The 20,102-nt window shown below is 65.6% G+C and carries 16 protein-coding genes; 9 read left to right on the top strand and 7 right to left on the bottom strand.

Going from position 1 to position 20,102, the window contains the following annotated elements; translation table 11 throughout:
• Positions 1-517 precede the first annotated feature (517 nt).
• The 5 genes from map to minE all read left to right on the top strand — a co-directional run bounded on the left by map (position 518) and on the right by minE (position 4,163).
• The gene (gene map, locus GCT19_RS00875; protein WP_013088746.1) at positions 518-1,303 is read left to right on the top strand and encodes a type I methionyl aminopeptidase; all 786 of its coding nucleotides are present in this window, start codon (positions 518-520) and stop codon (positions 1,301-1,303) included.
• 92 nt (positions 1,304-1,395) lie between these two features.
• Entirely contained in the window at positions 1,396-1,929 is a 534-nt protein-coding gene (locus tag GCT19_RS00870; RefSeq protein WP_026227959.1) for a GNAT family N-acetyltransferase, read from the top strand.
• Between the two features lie 210 nt (positions 1,930-2,139).
• A complete protein-coding gene (gene minC / locus GCT19_RS00865) occupies positions 2,140-2,973 on the top strand; it encodes a septum site-determining protein MinC (RefSeq protein WP_018431661.1) in 834 nt (277 codons plus the stop codon).
• Positions 2,974-3,078: 105 nt separating this feature from the next.
• Positions 3,079-3,894: a septum site-determining protein MinD gene (minD, locus tag GCT19_RS00860; RefSeq protein ID WP_013088749.1), complete on the top strand. Its 816-nt coding sequence runs from the start codon at positions 3,079-3,081 to the stop codon at positions 3,892-3,894.
• A 14-nt stretch (positions 3,895-3,908) separates the two neighbouring features.
• Positions 3,909-4,163, top strand: coding sequence for a cell division topological specificity factor MinE (gene minE / locus GCT19_RS00855; RefSeq protein ID WP_008922443.1), 255 nt, complete (start codon positions 3,909-3,911; stop codon positions 4,161-4,163).
• Between the two features lie 301 nt (positions 4,164-4,464).
• On the opposite strand, the gene GCT19_RS00850 is transcribed toward minE, so the two are convergent.
• Entirely contained in the window at positions 4,465-5,865 is a 1,401-nt protein-coding gene (locus GCT19_RS00850; protein ID WP_193727357.1) for a chloride channel protein, read from the bottom strand.
• 254 nt (positions 5,866-6,119) lie between these two features.
• Between GCT19_RS00850 and waaC the strand changes: the two genes are divergently transcribed.
• Positions 6,120-7,124, top strand: coding sequence for a lipopolysaccharide heptosyltransferase I (waaC, locus tag GCT19_RS00845; RefSeq protein ID WP_152850775.1), 1,005 nt, complete (start codon positions 6,120-6,122; stop codon positions 7,122-7,124).
• A 522-nt stretch (positions 7,125-7,646) separates the two neighbouring features.
• On the top strand, positions 7,647-7,778 hold the full coding sequence (locus GCT19_RS44315) for a hypothetical protein (protein ID WP_013088753.1): 132 nt from the start codon (positions 7,647-7,649) through the stop codon (positions 7,776-7,778).
• A gap of 27 nt (positions 7,779-7,805) precedes the next feature.
• Here the strand turns inward: GCT19_RS44315 and GCT19_RS00840 are convergent, their stop codons facing one another.
• The 6 genes from GCT19_RS00840 to ppc form a co-directional block, all read right to left on the bottom strand.
• Positions 7,806-7,985, bottom strand: coding sequence for a hypothetical protein (locus tag GCT19_RS00840; RefSeq protein WP_013088754.1), 180 nt, complete (start codon positions 7,983-7,985; stop codon positions 7,806-7,808).
• Positions 7,986-8,205: 220 nt separating this feature from the next.
• Positions 8,206-9,513, bottom strand: a complete 1,308-nt coding sequence (locus tag GCT19_RS00835; protein WP_013088755.1) for an MFS transporter — start codon at positions 9,511-9,513, stop codon at positions 8,206-8,208.
• A gap of 373 nt (positions 9,514-9,886) precedes the next feature.
• Positions 9,887-10,417 (bottom strand): energy transducer TonB, encoded by a 531-nt coding sequence (locus GCT19_RS00830; protein ID WP_026227956.1) that lies wholly within the window; start codon positions 10,415-10,417, stop codon positions 9,887-9,889.
• A gap of 363 nt (positions 10,418-10,780) precedes the next feature.
• Complete coding sequence (gene argH, locus GCT19_RS00825; protein ID WP_026227955.1) at positions 10,781-12,187, bottom strand: argininosuccinate lyase; 1,407 nt, start codon at positions 12,185-12,187, stop codon at positions 10,781-10,783.
• Positions 12,188-12,351: 164 nt separating this feature from the next.
• Positions 12,352-13,164: a helix-turn-helix transcriptional regulator gene (locus GCT19_RS00820; RefSeq protein ID WP_013088758.1), complete on the bottom strand. Its 813-nt coding sequence runs from the start codon at positions 13,162-13,164 to the stop codon at positions 12,352-12,354.
• Positions 13,165-13,356: 192 nt separating this feature from the next.
• Positions 13,357-16,572, bottom strand: a complete 3,216-nt coding sequence (gene ppc, locus GCT19_RS00815) for a phosphoenolpyruvate carboxylase (protein WP_321576729.1) — start codon at positions 16,570-16,572, stop codon at positions 13,357-13,359.
• A 540-nt stretch (positions 16,573-17,112) separates the two neighbouring features.
• On the opposite strand from ppc, the gene hemC reads away from it, so the two are divergent.
• Complete coding sequence (gene hemC / locus GCT19_RS00810) at positions 17,113-18,111, top strand: hydroxymethylbilane synthase (RefSeq protein WP_152850774.1); 999 nt, start codon at positions 17,113-17,115, stop codon at positions 18,109-18,111.
• Entirely contained in the window at positions 18,111-20,102 is a 1,992-nt protein-coding gene (gene hemDX / locus GCT19_RS00805; RefSeq protein WP_152850773.1) for a fused uroporphyrinogen-III synthase HemD/membrane protein HemX, read from the top strand. Before hemC ends, hemDX begins: the two co-directional genes overlap by 1 nt.

The following is a 20,102-nucleotide window of genomic DNA, read 5'->3' as shown; positions in this document are numbered from 1 at the left end:
AAGCAGCCCTGAGCGTCGATAAGAATCGCGCCCGAACCCTTGCCTCAGCGTATCGAGGCGAGGGGGTGGGCGCCTCATGCCATCCGCAACCCCTTCATCACCTCCGTCAACGCCCGGGCCTGATCCGCGAGTGACGCGCCCGCCGCCGCGCTTTCCTCGACGAGCGCCGCAGAGCGTCGATCATGCGTCGGAGAAAGCATTCATTCGCGCGTTCCGGCTCTGGGTCGGCATGGCGTTGCATGGCTCGAGGAAGGTTCGAGCCTTATCTGCGCAACTCCATGTGAACGCGCAGGCCGGGCGAGCCCACCACGCACGAACGGGTCACCCTGATTCGGGCGCGTGCCCCGCCAGCGCCGCCGCCTTCCGAGCATCTCTTCAGCCGGTTTGCTCCGAGTCCCTCCGCGATCCTCTGTACAATTGCCCGAAATCGCCCATCGAGCGGCGGTTGCGGGCCGCCGGGCTTTCGGGCGCGGCGGGTCATCTCGCGTTTGACCCGCGACTCACATCGACTGAATTCATGGCCATTACCTACAAGACTCCCGACGATATCGCGAAGCTGCGCATTGCTGGCCGCCTCGCGGCCGATGTGCTGGCAATGATCGGCGAGCACGTCAAGGCAGGCGTCTCCACCGACGACCTCGACGCGCTGTGCAACGACTACATCGTCCACACGCAGAAGGCGATTCCGGCCAACGTAGGCTATCTGGGCTTTCCGAAGACAGTCTGCACGTCGGTCAACCATGTCGTGTGTCACGGCATTCCGAATCGCGGCGAGATCCTGAAGGACGGCGACATCATCAACATCGACGTCGCGATCATCAAGGACGGTTATTTTGGCGACACCAGCCGCATGTACTGCGTCGGCCAGCCGAGCACGGTCGCGCGTGCGCTGATCGACACGACCTACGAGGCGATGGTGGCCGGCATCCGCGAGGTGAAGCCGGGCGCGACGCTGGGCGACGTCGGCCACGCGATCCAGAAGGTCGCGCAGCGCGAGGGTTTCTCGATCGTGCGCGACTACTGCGGGCACGGCATCGGCAAGGTCTATCACGAGGACCCGCAGGTGCTGCACTACGGCCAGCCGGGGCAGGGCGTGCGCCTGAAGCCGGGCATGGTCTTCACGATCGAGCCGATGATCAACGCGGGCCGCGCCGGCACGTCGGTGCAGCGCGACGGCTGGACCGTGATCACGAAGGACCGCTCGCTGTCGGCGCAATGGGAACACATGGTCGCCGTGACCGACGACGGTTATGAACTACTGACGCCGTGGCCGGACGGCACGGGCAACTACGACGCGCCGTGAGCGGGATCGCATATTCTGGTCAATAATAAATTTGACTCGCCGGCCGGTTCGGTTAAAGCTACGCGTTAGGGTTTCCAGGGGTATTCGTCTGCATGAGTCCGTCATTGACCGTTCGCCGCATCACTGCTGATCAGGGCGCCGTATTTCGCGAACTCCGCACCGCCTCGCTGCGGGAGGCGCCATATGCCTTCGGCGCGACGCTCGAGGATGCGTTGTCGGCCGATGCCGCCAGTTTCGACGCGACTGCGGCGAATCACGCGGTTTCGCAGTCCGTCGGCACGTTCCTGCTCTACACCGAGGGCCATCCGGCCGGCCTCGTCGAGGCGCATTTCGACGATACCGCGGCGCGCCGCGCGTTCGTCTGCGAATTGTGGGTGGCGCCGGCCGTGCGTCATCTGCGCGGCGGCGAACTGCTCGTCGACACCGCGAGCAGCTGGCTCGCGAATGCGGGCGCCACGGAAATCTACGCGTGGGTCGCCGACACGAACCGCAACGCGATGCGCTTCTACGAGGCGCTCGGCTTCGGCCCGACCGGCGAGCACCGGCGCGTCGAGCGCGCGCCGGAGCAGGTCGAAAGTCTGCTGGTGCGGCACGTGCCGACCACTTCGCAAGTGCTTCAACAGTGATCACCCAGGCGGCGCGTCGCGCGCGCCGCTCGTCTTCGCCGTCCGTTCATCACGGTCTTTTTCCCGCCAGCATTTCTTTCGCACCGTCGCGCGTCGATTGCATCGACGACACGCGTTGCGCCCACGCGTGCGAGCACTGATTCTCCCGGGAAAAATAGTGGCCGCGCGCACGTACGCCTGTAAAATACGCAAAATTTTTTGCCGAACGCTATGTCGCCCAAGAAATCGCCCTTTTTCGAACTGCGCAGCGGCTCTGTCGACACGCTGATGTTCGTGGTCAAAACGACCGACCTCGATGCGATGCGTGCAGAGCTGACGCGACGCTTCGAGGCGACCCCCGAATTCTTCGCTAACGACGTCGTCGCGATCGACGTGCGGCGCCTCGCCGACAACGAACGCGTGCCGCTCGCCGACATCGCGCAACTGCTCGACAGCGTGCGCATGCGTCCGGTCGGCGTGGTCGCGAATGCGGAGCAGCAGTGGGCGACGGAGTCGGGATTGCCGCTGCTCGAAGCGCGCGACCGACGCGGCGCGCCGGCCAGGCAGGCCGATGAGGACAACACGTCCAGCGCGGCAAGCACGGCATCAGGCACCGAGGCAGGCGCCGTTACGAGCACTGCCACCAGCACCGCATCCGCAACCGCCAGCACCGCTGCCGCCGCCGGCGAGCCCACGTCCGCGGCCGAGCCGGTGCGCCTCGCCACGTCGCCGCAAACGATGGTGGTCGACAAGCCGCTGCGCTCCGGCCAGCGCATCTACGCGAAAGGCGATCTGGTCGTGCTCGGTCTCGTCAGCTATGGCGCCGAGGTGATCGCGGAAGGCAACATCCATATTTACGCGCCGCTGCGCGGCCGGGCATTGGCCGGCGTGCAGGGCAATCACGACGCGCGCATCTTCTGTACGTGTCTCGAACCGGAACTGATCTCGATCGCGGGTATCTATCGAACGACCGAGAACCCGCTGCCGGCCGACGTGCTCGGCAAGCCGGTGCAGATCTGGCTCGAAGACGAAAAACTGATGATCGAACCGCTGCGGCTCACGTAAAGCGCCGAGAAACGCGCGCTGCCCGAGCGATTTCGGCATGCGGCGTTTCAGGGCGACGCGCGCCGCGCACCAATTGACGCATTTGACGAACACAAGGTAAGGGTAATGGCAAAAATCATTGTGGTGACTTCGGGCAAGGGTGGCGTGGGCAAGACGACCACGAGCGCGAGCTTTGCGTCGGCCCTCGCGTTGCGCGGCAGCAAGACCGCCGTGATCGACTTCGACGTCGGCCTGCGCAACCTCGACCTCATCATGGGCTGCGAGCGCCGCGTCGTGTATGACCTGATCAACGTGATTCAAGGCGAAGCGAATCTGAACCAGGCGCTGATCAAAGACAAGAAGTGCGAAAACCTGTTCATCCTGCCGGCATCGCAGACGCGCGATAAGGACGCGCTGACGATGGAAGGCGTCGAAAAGGTCATCAACGATCTGATCGCGATGGACTTCGAATACATCGTTTGCGATTCGCCGGCCGGTATCGAGTCGGGCGCGCTGCTTGCGATGCACTTCGCCGACGAAGCGCTGATCGTGACGAACCCGGAAGTGTCGTCGGTGCGCGACTCCGACCGCATTCTCGGCATCCTGTCGTCGAAGACCAAGCGTGCGATCGAAGGCAAGGAGCCGATCAAGGAGCATCTGCTGATTACCCGCTACAACCCGAAGCGTGTCAGCGAAGGCGAAATGCTGTCGCTGACCGACATTCAGGAAATTCTGCGCATCGATCTGATCGGCGTGATTCCGGAATCGGAAGCGGTGCTGCACGCGTCGAACCAGGGTCTGCCGGCCGTGCATCTGGACGGCACCGATGTGGCCGAAGCCTATAAGGACGTCGTGTCGCGTTTCCTCGGCGAGCAGAAATCGCTTCGCTTTGTCGATTACCAGAAGCCCGGGCTGCTGCAGCGCCTCTTCGGCACCAAGTAAGGGGAGCGCACGTAATGTCGATTCTTTCGTTTTTGCTGGGCGAGAAAAAGAAGTCCGCGTCGGTAGCGAAGGAACGCCTGCAGTTGATCATCGCGCACGAGCGCGCCGGCGGTCATGCACCCGCCGATTATCTGCCTGCGTTGCAACGCGAACTGGTGGCCGTGATCTCGAAGTACGTGAAGATTTCCGATGACGACATTCGCGTGAGTCTCGAGCGTCAGGACGATCTCGAGGTGCTCGAAGTCAAGATCGAAATACCGCAGGCCTGAGCTTCGGATGGACCGCGGTCCATCTCGCATCATGTGCAGGACGTCGCATTGCGTCGTGTTGGTTCGACGCGATGCCGTGCGGCGTTCGGCTGTTCCTCTGGCTTCTCTGTGAAGCCGCCTCTTCGCGCCTCCACGGCGGGCGTGCCAATGGCGCGCCTTTGATCGTGCAGATCAACGTGACCGTGGAGAAGATGCGAATGACAAAGAATCTGCTCGTGCTCGCCGCGCTGGCGGTGATGCTGGCCGGCTGCGTCGTCGTGCTCGCGCGGCCGCTGTATGTGCATGCGCCGCGCGTGGTCGTCTACTGACGCGGCGAGCCGGACGTATCCGTCGTGAGGTCGTCTCCGCTATCACCTGCGGGCGGCTCGCCGTCGACGCTTTCCGCTTCCGGCACCTCGGCCTCGGGCACTTCCGGCACCGGCGCGGGCGCCGGTTGCGGCAGCGGCGCCATGTAGCGCTCGGCGAGCGACTCATAGAGCGGCGGTGCGAACAGGCGCGATACGCGGCTCGCGATCAACGCGGTGGCCATCAGCGAAATCACGAGCGCGTGGCCGTCGATCATCTCCATCACGATCACGAACGACGTGATCGGCGACTGCGTGACCGCGGCCAGGTAACCGACCATCGCGAGCGCGATCAGCATCGGCAACTGCATCGAACCGAACACGATGTGCAGCAGATTGCCGAAGCCCGCGCCGATCGACAGCGACGGCGCGAAGATGCCGCCCGGAATGCCCGGCAGGTACGAGCCAACCATCGCGATCATCTTCAGGAACGGATAGAACACCGACAACTGCCCGTGTCCCTCGAGCAGGCCACGCGCTTCGGTATAGCCGCTGCCGAACGTCGTGCCGCCCGCAATCACGCCGACCACGGCGATTGCGAAGCCGCACAGCGCGGCGAACACGACCGGCCGCTCGCCGTGCAACCGGCGCAGCGGCGCCGGAATCCAGCGCGCGGTATTGAGCAGCAGCCAGCCGAAGATGCCGCCCGCGATTCCCGTGACGATCGCGGTGAGCACCACCGCGACGGCCAGCAGATCGGGGAAATGCGCGCCAATCCTGATCGTGCCGAAATACGTGTAGTTGCCGTTCAAGCCCAGCGCGACAACCCCCGCAACGACGATCGCCGTGATCAGCACACCGCTCGTGCGCGCCTCGAAGCTGCGCGTCAATTCCTCGATTGCGAACACGACGCCCGCGAGCGGTGTATTGAACGCCGCCGATAGACCCGCTGCCGCGCCCGCCAACGCGAGCTGACGTTCTATCTGTGCATTCGAGCGCGGATAGAAGCGGCGCAGATTGAACATCAGCGCGGCGCCCACCTGCACGGTCGGTCCTTCACGGCCGATCGTCAAGCCGCCGAGAATCGCGATAAAAGATACGCCGATCTTGCCGAGCAGAATTCGCAGCGATAGCAGCCTCGCGCCGTACCCGCGCTGCTTCGTGTGCAGCGTCGCGATCACCTGCGGGATGCCGCTGCCCTCGGAGCCACGAAAGAACTTGCGGGTGAGCCAGACCGCGAGTGCCGCGACCGCGGGTGTGATCACGAGCGGTGCCCACGGATGCCGCTGCCGGAGATCGAGAAACGCGTCATAGCCCCAGTCGATCAGGCGCGCATAGAGCACCGCGACCAGACCGACGCCGATGGCACCGAGCCAGAAGATGCCGTATTGCCGCCACAGGCGTTTCGCGCGACGCATGACAGCGTGCGAACGGGAAGGGAAGGGCCGGGACATGAATTGGATTAGTGCAAAGGCCAAAGTATAAAACGTGCGGGACCGACCAGAACGCGTGAAAGACTTTTGAAAAAATGAACTACGCTGGATCGTCAGGCGCAGACCTTTTGTTGTCATTCGCCGTATCGAGAACCGGACAGCGCGATGCCCATTTGGCGAGGGAGCGGTAAAAACGTCAGCTAGAATAGTTTCCACTTCGGAAAACGAAGGGACCCTCAATGAAGCGAATCCTAATCGTCAAGGTCACTTCACTAGGCGATATCGTGCAGGCGTTGCCAGTCGTCGCCGATATCAAACGCGCATTTCCTGGTGTTCAGGTGGATTGGGCGGCGGACGAAGCATTTGCGCAAGTCGTGCAGTGGAGCCAGGGCGTCGATCGCGTGCTGTGCGCGCCGCTGCGCCGCTTCAAGAAGGCGCGTCGCTGGAGCGATCTGAAGGCGATCCTGGCATCGATCGGCGAGCTGCGCGCGTATCACTACGACTACATCATCGACATTCACGGCGTCTACAAGAGCGCGATCATCGCATTCCTCGCGCGCTCGTCGCGGCGCATCGGCTATCAATCTCAGGATCTGGGCGAGCGAGGCGCCGCGTTCGCCTATACCGGACGTTTCGGGCCACGCCCGCAAGGCAGCGCGTGGCACGGCATGCGCATCAGCGCCAGCGAGGCGCTCGGCTACGAAGTCGAAGGGCCACCCATCTACGACCTGCAGCTACCCGACGCCGTCCCGCAGCCGTTCGCGACGCAGGACGCGCCTGTCGCGGCGCTGTTTCATGCCACCTCGAAAGCCGACAAAAAATGGCCGCTCACGCATTGGGTGGCTGTTGGGCGCGAGTTGAGCGAGCGCGGTTTTCGTGTGGTTCTGCCGTGGGGTTCGGACGGCGAGCTCGCCGAAGCCGGGCAGATCTGCGCACAGGTACCGGGCGCGACGGTGTTGCCGCCAATGAGCGTGACCGAAGTCGCGCAGATGATCGACGCGTGCGCGCTCGTGGTCGGTACCGATACGGGCTTCGTGCATCTCGCGCATGCGCTGCAGAAGCGCACCGTGATGATCTTCGTCGCGACGTCGCCGTCGCATTGCGGCGTCGAGACGCCGTATCGCTCTACTTCGATCGGCGACGGTCGCTCGGTGCCGCCCATCAGCGCGGCACTCGAAGCGATCGACTATGTATACGCGGCAGAGCCGGTGCTCGGGATGCAGCAGGGATCGGCCGCCGCCTGAGTTCGTTCTCGCGATCGCGCAATCGTTTGCGCAAAAGAAAAAGAGGCGCGACGCGTAGTCCACCCTTACGGGCGGGGACTGCATCGTCGCGCCTCAAAGAACGCCCGTGTCGGGGAACAGCGGGCGGAGAGGAATCGATTACACGTCTGTTAAAACTGTCGCTTTTCGTTGGACACCGCGGCGTCCGATGCGCGCACGCGAAGGCGGCCAACCGGTAGGTCGCGGTACATCGAGCCTCGCGCGGCGCGCGTTGAACCGTTCCGTTGCGGCGACGCTGGTGCGGCCAGCAAGGCTTCTATCGCGACGGTGCACTCAACGGAGTATAGGCGGTGTTTTCCGCCCTGGCGGCGTGATCAGGTGACAGCGGGGCGTGTCGATCGACCGGGCCGATCCGGCGCGCCGATCCTGTAACAGCCCGGTGATCTTCCCTTACAAATGGCAACGCTCGGCGCAGCGCGCATCGTGTCCAATCGGGTCATTCGGGGTTTGCGCTCGAATCAATCTGACTCGATGGAGAACAACATGAAACGCTTGATCCTGACTCTCGTGGCCGGCGCACTGCTTGCGTCGGCGCTCGGCGGCTGCGTCATCGCGCCGGCGCCGGGCTACTACTACGGCGGCGGTGGCTACTACCATCACGGCTACTATCGCTAAGCCGCGCTCGGGCCGAAGCCACTGACCTCAGGCGACCAGCATTTCGAATGCGACCACCGCGGCAATGGCCGCGGCGTTCGCGGCCAGCGCTTCGACGACGATGGATTTCCATGACGCCGGGCGGAAGCGCAGCGCGAGCAATAGCGAGCCGAGCAAGGCCAGCGCGATGATCATCACGATATCGGCATTGTGAAGATGGACGTTCATGCGAGTCTCCCTGGTTTTTATAGGGTTATGTCAGGGAGTATAGGCAAGTCAAAAAGACGCGCAAGGCGGGGGATTTACCCGGACCGCCGAGCGGAAACGGCGAGGCAATAATGCCCGCTGCATACTGCCGAAGTCGCGTAACAACTGCGCGCGTGTGACATCGGTCGAACTTCGGCAAACGCGAATCGACGCAAGCGTGGATGCGTCGATTCGCATTGCATCACTTCATCAGACTCGCATTGCGCGTTTCGCGCATGCACAGCACGCCGACAAGGCTCACGGCCGCCGCGACCGACACGTACGCGCCGACCCACGGCAAGCCGCCATGCGCGGCAAGCACCTGCGCGATATACGGCGCGACCGACGCACCGAGAATCCCGCCGAGGTTGTATGCGACACCGGCGCCCGTATAGCGCACATTGGTCGGAAACAGCTCCGGCAGCAGCGCGCCCATCGGCGCGAAAGTCACGCCCATCAGGAACAGCTGGATCACGAGGAACAGCAGCACCAGCAACGGCTCGCCGCTGCCGAGCAGCGGCGCCATCGTGAAGCCCGACAGGATCGCCGCGATGATGCCGACGATCAGCACCGGCTTGCGCCCGAAGCGGTCGCTCGCGCGGGCCGACAGCGGCGTCGCGATTGCCATGAACACGACCGCGATGCACAGCAGGCCGAGGAACGTCTGCCGCGGAATATGCAGCGAGCCGACGCCATACGACAGCGAGAACGTCGTCGCGTTGTAGAACAGCGTGTAGCAGACCACCATCGCGAGCGCGCCGAGCACGGTCGGCACCCAGTGCTGCGAGAACAGCGTCGCGATCGGCACGCGCACGCGTTCCTTGCGCTCGATCGCTGCCTGGAACGCGGGCGTCTCGGCGATCTTCAGCCGCACATACAGGCCGAGCGCGACCAGCACCGAGCTGACGAGGAACGGCACGCGCCAGCCCCAGCTACGGAACTGCTCGTCGGACAGCGACATCGAGAGCGCGAAGAACAGGCCGTTGGATGCGAGAAAGCCGATCGACGGTCCAAGCTGCGGGAACATGCCGAACCAGCCGCGTTTGCCGGCCGGCGCGTTTTCGGTGGCGAGCAGCGCGGCGCCGCCCCATTCGCCGCCGAGGCCGATACCCTGGCCGAAACGCAGCACGCACAGCAGGATCGGCGCGAGGCTGCCGATCGCGTCGTAGCCCGGCACGAAGCCGATCAGCGTGGTCGACACGCCCATCACGAGCAGCGACGCGACCAAAGTTGACTTACGGCCGATACGGTCGCCGAAGTGGCCGAACAGGAACGAGCCGATCGGTCGCGCGACGAACGCGATGCCGAACGTGACGAACGCCGACAGCGCTTGCGCGGTGGCCGAGCCGTGCGGGAAGAACACCGGTCCGATCACGAGCGCCGCGGCGGTCGCGTAGACATAGAAATCGTAGAACTCGATCGCGGTGCCGATGAAGCTCGCGAAGATGATCCGCGCGCTACTGTTTTGCCCGCTTGCGGGCTGAGCCGCGGAAATCGGCGAAGTGGACATGCAGGGGTCTCCAATTGTCGTGGGGCCGCGGCGCGCTGAGCCTTGCTTCGCAGACAGGCGGCGCGCGCAAGGGCGGCATCCTCGTTGAGGTATAGGTTTGGGCGCCGCACGCGGGTGGCGTCGCGGCACTGCAGTCGGCTCATGCGCCGCGCCGGCGGGTGTGCGGGCGGCGTGAGCCATGCCGGAAGGCTCCGGCGCGGGGAATCCGAAAATTATAGCGAGCGCGCTCGTCGCGCAGCAATGGCGACGTAAGCTCGAGCGGCAACGAGGGGTGCGTTAAGAGCGATGCGCCATGACTCGAGCAGGTCACGCGTGGCCCGCCCGATGCGGTGATGCGCGTGATGGCGCGTGTCGGCGCACGCGCCAACCGCGCTCAGTCGTACGTTTCCGCTTGCGGCGAGGCGAGCTCGCGCAGCTGGAACTTGCCGTTGTCGTTGAACAGCCAGTCTTCGAATAGCTCGAGCTGGCCCCGCCCGTTCAGCAGCTTGCCGGGCGGAAGCGGCAGCGGCGCCGAGCGGCGCAGCGACGCGAGCGCGGTGCTTTCGGCTTCGTCGTCGCCGTTGGTGCGATACACCGACGACTGGACGATGCGTCCATCACGATCGACCGTGAACGACACCACCACCAGCGAGCGCAGCATCGGCTGAGGTCTGCCCTGGAGCACATACGACGGATTGCGTTCGACGATTCGTCGTGCGACCGCGTCGCGATATTGATCGAGCGTCGCGCTGTTGATCGCGGCCACCGGTGTGCTGACGGTTTCGTGCCGCGTCAGAGGAGTGATCGTGCAACCGGCCACGGCGAGGCCGCCGAGCACGGCGAGCAACAGCCGATGTCTGCGTGCCGCGATGAAGAAGTGCTGGGCCACACGGGGAACAGGAGGGGGAGAAGTGCGCGAGAGCATCGTCGACCAACCGCGAGGAGAACCTGATTGAATGGTAGTCAAAAACCGCCGGGATTCAATTGGCGTTCGCCCGCTGGATGTCATTGCGCGTGCTCCGACGGGGCGCTTTGCTTGCCGATGTAATGGCCGGAAATGTGCGCGCGTTGGTCGGCGAGCGAAACCCGCCTACACTCTGGTGGCCTCATGCTGAGGCATCGGTGGAAGTCTTTTCGGCCCGCTTCTGGCGGGCTTTCTTTTGCCTGCGATTCGCCGATCACACGCGGCAATAAAAAAGGCGAGCCCGCCGAAAGGGTTCGCCTTTTTCGATCTCGGTTCAACCAGCCACGCCGCGAGCCAAGGCTCACGACGCGGCCCAATCACCGATTACTTCAACGCCGTACGCGCCGCTTTCACCGCGGCCAGTACCTGCTCGGGCGCGGTGCCGCCCGGATGATTACGGCTCGCCACCGAGCCCTCCAGCGTCAGATACGAGAACACGTCGTCGCCGATCAGATGCGCGACGTTCGGCAACTCGCTGCGCATTTCGTCGAGCGTCAGGTCCGCGAGATCGCAGCCGCGATCGGCGCACACGCGCACCGCGAGCGCGACGGCTTCGTGCGCGTCGCGGAACGGCAGGCCGCGCTTGACCAGATAGTCGGCGAGGTCCGTCGCGGTCGAGAAGCCTTGCAGCGCGGCCTCGCGCATCGCCTGCGGCTTGACCGTGATGCCGGCGACCATTTCAGCGAAAATGCGCAGCGTGTCGGCGACCGTATCGACGGTGTCGAACAGCGGCTCCTTGTCTTCCTGGTTGTCCTTGTTGTACGCGAGCGGCTGGCCCTTCATCAGCGTGAGCAGCGCCATCAGATGACCGTTCACGCGGCCGGTCTTGCCGCGCGCGAGTTCGGGCACGTCCGGGTTCTTCTTCTGCGGCATGATCGACGAGCCGGTGCAGAAACGGTCGGCCAGATCGATGAAGCCGACGCGCGGGCTCATCCACAGCACCAGTTCTTCGGAGAAGCGCGACACGTGCGTCATCACGAGCGCCGAGGCGGCCGTGAATTCGATCGCGAAGTCGCGGTCGGAAACCGCATCCAGCGAATTCGCGCAGATGCCGTCGAAGCCGAGCGTCTTCGCGACGGCGTGACGGTCGATCGGATAGCTGGTGCCGGCGAGCGCGGCCGCGCCGAGCGGCAGACGGTTCACGCGCTTGCGGCAGTCGACCATGCGCTCGGCGTCGCGCGAGAACATCTCGACGTAGGCGAGCAGATGGTGGCCGAACGTGACCGGCTGCGCGACCTGCAGGTGCGTGAAGCCCGGCATGATGGTCGCGGCGTTCTTCTCGGCGATTTCGAGCAGCGCGACGCGCAACCCGGTCAGCAGTTCGCCGATGCGGTCGATCTCGCCACGCAGCCACAGCCGAATGTCGGTCGCGACCTGGTCGTTGCGTGAGCGGCCGGTGTGCAGGCGCTTGCCGGCGTCGCCGATCAGCGCGGTCAGACGCGCTTCGATGTTCAGGTGCACGTCTTCGAGATCGAGCTGCCATTCGAACTCGCCGCGCTCGATTTCACCCTTGATCTGCGCCATGCCGCGCTGGATCGCGGCGAGGTCGTCGGCGGAAATGATCTTCTGCGCGGCGAGCATCGACGCGTGCGCGAGCGACCCTTCGATGTCGACGAACGCCAGACGCTTGTCGAAGAAGACCGACGACGTGTAGCGTTTGACGAGCTCCGACATCGGCTCCGAGAAGCGAGCCGACCAGGCTTCGCCTTTTTTGTGCAGTTGGGACGTCATGGTGTTGGGCGGTAAAAACGAGCGGTGAAGAGGCTGGCGGCGCGAGTGCGCGAGTCGTGCAAAAGCGCCACCGCAGCGGAGAAAGACGAAGATTTTAACACCGGGCGACGGCGGCCAAGGCGCTGCCGCCTAACGCGGACCCATTCGCGGCCCCATTCGCGAGCCTATTCGCGCACCAGCACCACCAGCTTCAGATCTTCGCGATGCGCGGGCTTGAACGTGATCTGGTCATAAACGATGCGGCCGTCGCGCGGATGGTTGAACTCGCGCCTGCCCCCTTCGCGCCCGCCGACGTCCTGTGAGGCCCAGTAGCGCGCGAACTCGTCGCTCGCACCCGACAGCGAATCGATCAGCCCGCGCGTGGGCGCATCGTTCAGATGGCGGATCGAGTCGGCGCGGAATTCGGCGGCAAGCCTCCGCGCGCGCGTTTCCCAGTCGACGATCAACGCGCGCGCGGCCGGCTCGGTGAATGTGTAGCGCAGCAGGTTGCGGTCGTACGCGCCGTCGAGCCAGCCGACGAACAGATCGGCCGCGCGCTCGTTCCACGCGAGCGCATTCCACTGCCGGTCGAGCACATAGGCCGGCGTGTCGATCAGTTGCACGGTTTGCAGCAGCGTGGCGGGCGCATCGGCGGCGGCGGGGTCGGGCTCGGCCGGATCGCGTTGCGCGGCCAGTTCGAACAGATACGCGCGCTCGGCGCGCGACAGCTGCAACGCGACCGCGATGCGCGCGAGCGCATCGGCGGAAGCGGACACCGGCCGGCCCTGCTCGATCCACGTGTACCAGGTCGGGCTCACGCCGCACAACTGCGCGACTTCCTCGCGCCGCAGACCGGGCGTGCGGCGGCGCGGCCCCGGCGGCAGACCGACCGCCTGCGGTGACAGCCGCTCGCGATGGGCACGGATGAAGTCGCCGAGCGCGCGGGCTGGCGTGGCGTCGAGCGGCGGCGGGTGATCGGCGGAGGACGGCGTCGTCATGCTATCGGCTGCGCGTGGAGGGGAGTAATAGAGATACCAGAATAATTGCCGAACTTGTACTGGTACATGGCGGGCTCTATTGTAGCGGCTGGATTCGCGCGACGCGTTGTTCGGCATCTCGACGCGCAATGAAAAAAGCCGGGTGTGGCCTGCGTTGGCCACACCCGGCTTTTGCTTTCTTCAACGCCAGCCTCAACCGGTATTGCGCAACCCCGCCGCGATCCCGTTGATGCACAAATGAATGCCGCGCCGCACGCGCGCATTCGTGTCGCCCGCGCGATAGCGTTTGAGCAATTCGACCTGCAGGTGATTGAGCGGATCGAGGTATGGGAAGCGGTTCTTGATCGAACGCGCGAGCAGCGGATTTTCGGCGAGCCGCTCGCTCTTGCCGGTGATCTCCGACAACACCTTCGACGTGCGTTCCCACTCGGCAACGATGCGCTCGAACACGTGCTTGCGCAGCTTCTTGTCGGTCACGAGCGCGGCGTAACGCGACGCGACCGCGAGGTCGGTCTTCGCGATGACCATGTCCATGTTCGACATCAGGTTCGCAAAGAACGGCCAGCTTTTGTGCATCTTCTTCAGCAGCGCGAGACGGCGCGCGCGTTCGGCGTCGGACGGCGCGCTGTCCAGATGCTCGGTGACCGCGCTGCCGAAACCGTACCAGCCGGTCAGCAGCAGCCGGCATTGGCCCCACGAGAAGCCCCACGGAATGGCGCGCAGATCCTCGATCTTGCGCTGCTTCGGGTCCTGCAGCTTGCGCGAAGCGGGGCGGCTGCCGATGTTCAGCTCGGCGATCTCCGCGATCGGCGTCGACTCGAAGAAATACTCCTTGAAGCCCGGCGTTTCGTAGACGAGCGCGCGATACGCGGCCATCGCCGTATCGGACAGCTGCTGCATCGTTTCCTCGTACACGGGCAGCTCGGCCAACGTGTGGTCGTGCGGCAGCAGCGACGCTTCGAGCGTCGCGGCCACGACGGTTTCCAGATTGCGCCGGCCGATTTCCGGATTCGCGAACTTGCTCGCAATCACCTCGCCCTGCTCGGTCAAACGGATCTGACCGGCGACGGTGCCCGGCGGCTGCGACAGGATCGCCTGGTAGGTCGGGCCGCCGCCGCGGCCGACGGTGCCGCCGCGTCCATGGAACAGACGCAGTGTCACGCCGCGCTCGTTGAACAGCGACACGAGCGCCAGCTCCGCGCGATACAGCTCCCAGTTCGACGTCAGGAAGCCGCCGTCCTTGTTGCTGTCCGAGTAGCCGAGCATCACTTCCTGCTCGTTGCCCTGATGTTCGATCAGCGCGTCGATGCCCGGCAGCGCGATCAGGTCGCGCATGATGTGCGGCGCGTTGCGCAGATCGGGGATCGTCTCGAACAGCGGGATCACCATTAGGCCCGCCCGCGCGGGGTCGTGCTCGTCGCCCAGATGTCCGAGCAACAGGCCGGTTTCCTTCTGCAGCAGCATCACCTCGACCAGATCGCTGACGGTCTCCGTATGCGAAATGATGTAATTGCGCACCGCGCGCGCGCCGAATTTTTCGCGCGTGATGCGGGCTTCCTCGAGCACCGCGAGCTCGCTCTTCACGAGGTCGGAGTACTCAGCGTAGGGCACGCGCAGCGCGCGCGGTTGCGCGAGCTCGGCGAGCAGCACTTTGAGCTTGTCCGCTTCCGACAACCCCGCGTAGTCGTCCTCGACACCGGCGCGCTTGAGCAGCTCGGCGATCACCGCTTCGTGGATGTCGGAGCTTTGCCGCAGATCGATGCTCGCGAGATGGAAGCCGAACACTTCGGCCGCGCGCGCGAGCGGCGCGAGACGCGGCGCGGCGAGCGGCGCGCCGTGATGCTCGGCCAGCGAGTCGATCAACACGTGCAGGTCGCGCACGAAGTCGGCGGCGTCGTCATAGGGGGTTGCGCGAATCGGCGCGACGCCGCGGCCGGCGCTGCGCAGCGGCACGCTGCCTTCGCCGAGACGCACGCGCGCGCTCGCCGCGAGCCGCGTGTAGATGCCGATCAGCGCGCGACGATACGGCTCGTCGGTGCGATGCGGCGAGTGGTCGGGCGAGATGTCCGCGAGTTCATTGAGCGCATCGCTCACGCCGACGAGCACATTCGACATCGACAGCTCCTCGCCGAGCTTGTGCACCTGCACCAGGTAATGCTCGAAGATCACCGCGGCCTGACGCGTGATCGCGTTTTCGAGCGTTTCGGCGGTGACGTTCGGATTGCCGTCGCGATCCCCGCCGATCCAGCTGCCCATCTGGAAGAACGGCGGCAGGCGCGCTTCGAGGCCGTGCTCCTTCAGCGCTTCCTCGATATCGGCGTAAAGCGCCGGCAGTTCTTCGAGGAAGGTGCTGCGGTAATACGACAGCGCGTTCTCGATTTCGTCGGCGACCGTCAGACGCGCGTCGCGCAGCATCCGCGTTTGCCACAGCGACGTGACGCGTGCGCGCAGCATCGCTTCGTTGTGCGCGCGCTCGCGGTTCGTCAGCGGCTGGTCGCGCTCGGCGAGCAGACGCGCGATGTCGTGCTGCGCGTCGAGAATGCTCTTGCGCTGCACCTCGGTCGGGTGCGCGGTCAGCACCGGCATGATCAGCGCGTCGTCGAAAAACCGCTGCAGCACCGGCGTCGCGGCGGCACCGGCCGCGACGAGCCGCTCGAGTGCATGGGCGATCGTGCCCGGCTGCGAGGCCGAGCCCGCGAGCGCGTGAATGCGGTGACGACGGTTGCGGTGACGGTCCTCGGCGATGTTCGCGAGATGAGAAAAGTAGCTGAACGCGCGCACGACGCTGACCGTCTGCTCGGGCGTCAGCGAGCGCAGCTTTTTGTCGAGCGTCTGCGCGGCGGCGCTGTCGTCCTCGCGACGGAAGCGCACGGCGTTCTGCCGGATCGTTTCGACGACGTCGAACACGGCGTCGCCTTCCTGCTCGCGCAGCACGTCGCCGAGGAGGCGGCCGAGATAGCGGATGTCCTGGAACAGCGGGTGGTCCTTGTCCTCGCGCGTGCGGCCGCCGTTCTTGACGGCGGGGGCGGTGGCGGACTCAGCCTGCGGCATGGCTTCGAGCTTTTCCGCTTTCGCGGCGCGTGGGGGCGTTGCGTCGCCGTCGACCTTGATCTTGACCTTGGCCGGTTTGCTGGCGGTGGCCGAAGTCGCGGCTTTTTCGGCCTTGCCGGCTTTCGGTGCCTTTTGCGCCTTGTCCTGCTTGACGGGCACTGAGGTTTGCGAGGCCTTCGAGGCCTTGGCGGCTTGCGCGGCGATGGCGCGGCGCTTCGCGCGCTGGTCGGCGACGCTCGACGATCTGCCGTGCGCGGCAGCGTCGGACAGGACGTCGGGCGCCGCGGCGTCGGCCGGGCGAGCGGTGGGCGAGGCAGTGTTGCGGCGGGCGGGGCGCGCCGATCCGGAAGACGTCACGATGAGTTTCCTCGGGAAAGCCAGGGTCTGTTGATTGATGAACTGCGACTGCGGAACTGCAACCAGCAATACAACGTGAACTGCGTGCAACAGGGACTGCGCAACGGACTACAAGACAGACTGCTAATGCGACTGCAACAGAGACGAGACGGCGACTGCAAACGGCGATTGCTCGACCCACTACGAAGCGAGCCGCGCTCGCCGCACCGCCTGCGAGAAACGACGCAAGCGCTGCCGATCGCGCGACGCCGACGAGGGAGAGGGGAGCCACGGGCTGCCAGCCCGCGAAGAGACTGAACGCGCGGCACGCATTGCCGCAGCATGTTCGCCGCATTGCATCATCCCGCATGCCGCCGCGTGGTGCGCGAACGACCGTGCGTGGCAACGCTGAATGGGGCTTTCGCGCGCGGCGCGAAGCCCGTCTCCTCCGTCGATACCGCTTCCGCACGGCGCCCCGCGGTGCCTTGCAAGCCAAGGGCACAAATAAGGGCGCGTGCTAACATTGATTGTTATTCCATCCCGACATCAAGCCGCAAGCTAATGAACACCGAGACGTTTTCCACGCCACCCCACACGCTTGTGATTGCGTCGCGAGAGAGCCGCCTTGCCATGTGGCAAGCCGAGCACGTGCGATGTGCGCTGCACAAATTATATCCATCTTGTGACGTAAAAATCCTCGGAATGACCACACGCGGTGATCAGATTCTCGATCGCACGCTGTCGAAGGTGGGTGGCAAGGGGCTCTTCGTCAAAGAGCTCGAAGCCGCGCTCGCCGATGGCCGCGCCGACCTCGCGGTGCATTCGCTGAAAGACGTGCCGATGGAGTTGCCCGCCGGTTTCGCGCTGACCACCATCATGGAGCGCGAGGACCCGCGCGACGCGCTCGTATCCAATCAGTACGACTCGCTCGCCGCGCTGCCGGCCGGTGCCGTGGTCGGCACCTCGAGTCTGCGGCGCGAGGCGATGCTGCGCATGCGCTATCCGCATCTCGACGTGCGGCCGTTGCGCGGCAATCTCGATACCCGACTCGCCAAGCTCGATCGCGGCGACTACGCGGCGATCATTCTGGCCGCGGCCGGGCTGAAGCGTCTCGGTCTCGCCGATCGTATCCGCGCGCTGCTCGATCCCGAGGATAGTCTGCCCGCGGCGGGACAAGGCGCGCTCGGCATCGAGATTCGCGCCGATCGCGCGGACCTCGCCGCATGGCTCGCGCCGCTGCATCATCAGCACACGGCGGCAGCCGTCGAGGCAGAGCGCATGGTGTCGCGCGCGCTCGGCGGCAGCTGCGAGGTGCCGCTCGCCGCCTACGCAACCTGGGGCGACGGCGCACTGCATCTGCGCGGCATCGTCGCGACGCCGGACGGCCAGCGCGTGCTGAGCGCGCAGGCGTCGGCGCCTGCGCCCACCGTCGAACGCGCGCTCGCGCTCGGCGAGGAAGTGGCGCAGTCGCTCGCGCAGCAAGGCGCACTCGAGATCGTCCGCGCGCTCAGTACCGCCAGCGGTCCCGCTGCCGCGCCCGGCGCGGCGGCCAGCGAGTGATGGCCGCCGGCACGCCGGAGAAGGCGCCGTTCACGGTCGTGATCACCCGGCCGGCCGGCCAGTCGAGCGAGCTCGTCGAACAGCTCGAAGCAGCCGGACTCGCGTCGCTCGATTTCCCGCTGATCGACATCGCGCCCGTCATCGACGACGCGCCGTTGTGCGCCGCGCTCGCGTCGCTCGAACGTTATGCGCTGGTCGTGTTCGTGTCGCCGAACGCGGTCGATCACGCGTTCGCGCGCCATCACGATATCTGGCCGCACGCGCTGCCGGTCGGCGTGGTCGGCCCGGGCAGCGTGCATGCGCTCGCGCGCCACGGCGTCAGCGCGCCGGAGCATCGCGTGATCAGCCCCGCGGCCGGCGCCGACGACGAATCGACGAGCTTCGACTCCGAGGGCCTGTTTGCCGCGATCGAGGCGCAATTCGGCGCCGCGGGCCTCGAAGGCAAGCGCGTGCTGATCGTGCGCGGCGACGGCGGCCGCGAATGGCTGAGCGAGCGCCTGCGTGAAGCTGGCGCCGAAGTCGACACGGTCGCTGCGTACCGGCGCATCGTGCCGGAGCCGTCGATCGGCGCCTGGGCGCGCGTGCACGAACTGCTCGCGGGCGCGCCGCACGCATGGCTTCTGACCAGCTCCGAAGGCGTACGCAATCTGCAGGAACTCGCACACGAACACCTGACCGCCGGCGAGATCGAGCAGCTCAAACACGCGCCGCTCGTCACGCCGCATCCCCGCATCGCGCAGACCGCGCGGGCATTGGGTTTTGATAGGATTACGGTGTCCGGCGCGGGCGACGAACGCATAGTCCGAGCCCTCGTGGCCGCGGCCGCCGTGCCTCCCGTCGTCCAACCGGTATCGTCCAACCCGGCTCAATCACGCATGACTGAAACGAACGCATCCACGAACGCCTCACCTCAGCCGCCGGCAAGCGCTCCCTTGTCGCCGAACCAACCCTTCACGCCGTACGAAGCGCAAAAGCGCCGCAGCACGAGCGGACCGCTGCTGTGGTTTGTCATCGTGGTCATCGCGTGCGCGGTGGGCGTGGGCGGCTTCGCGATGAACCGCAAGCTGGTGCGCACCGAGCAGGAGCTCGCGCAGCGTCAGCAGGCCAACGACACGCAGACCAACGAGCTGCGCATCAAGATCGACCAGGCGCTCGCCACCGTGCATCAATCTGACTCGCAGGTTGCGCAGCTCGAAGGCAAGCTCGCCGATGCGCAGGCCGCGCAGCAGGCGCTGCAACAGCAGTACGCGGATCTCGCGCGCAATCGGGACGACTGGACCCTCGCCGAGGTCGGGCAAATGCTGTCGGCGGCGAGCCAGCAGTTGCAGCTGACCGGCAATACGCAGCTCGCGCTGTTCGCGTTGCAAAGCGCCGATACGCGCCTCGCGGCATCCGACAGTCCGCAAGCGGTCGCGGTGCGCAAGGCCATCGCGCAAGATATCGACAAACTGAAGGCGGCACCGTCCACCGATCTGACTGGCCTGGCCATCAAACTCGACAACGCGATCGATCACGTGAGCGGCCTGCCGCTGTCGGGTGAAGCGCCGATTCCGCGTGCCACGCCGCACGCGGCCACGCGGGCCGACACCGCGAAGGTCGCAGCGGCCACCGGCAAGCCGCGCTGGGAAGTGTGGATCGACGAGATCACGCACGGCATCGGCGAACAGCTGTCGAGCCTCGTGCAGGTGCGCCGTATCGATAACGCCGATGCGATGCTGGTCTCGCCGGATCAAGGCTACTTCGTGCGCCAGAACCTGAAGCTGCGTCTGCTGTCGGCGCGTCTCGCGCTGCTGTCGCGCAACCAGACCACGCTGAAGTCCGACCTGCAGGCGGCGCAGTCCGCGTTGACGCGCTACTTCGACACGTCGTCGAAAGACACGCAGATGGTCATCGATCTGGTCAAGCAGGTGGACGCCGGTTCGGCCGCGGTCGAGCTGCCGAACCTCGACACGAGCCTGCAGGCCGTCAATCAATACCGGAACCGGGGTTAA

Origin of the sequence: Paraburkholderia atlantica (assembly GCF_009362785.1) — a bacterium.
Taxonomy (GTDB): Bacteria; Pseudomonadota; Gammaproteobacteria; order Burkholderiales; family Burkholderiaceae; genus Paraburkholderia; species Paraburkholderia atlantica.
This window is presented reverse-complemented; position numbering and strand designations above follow the sequence as displayed.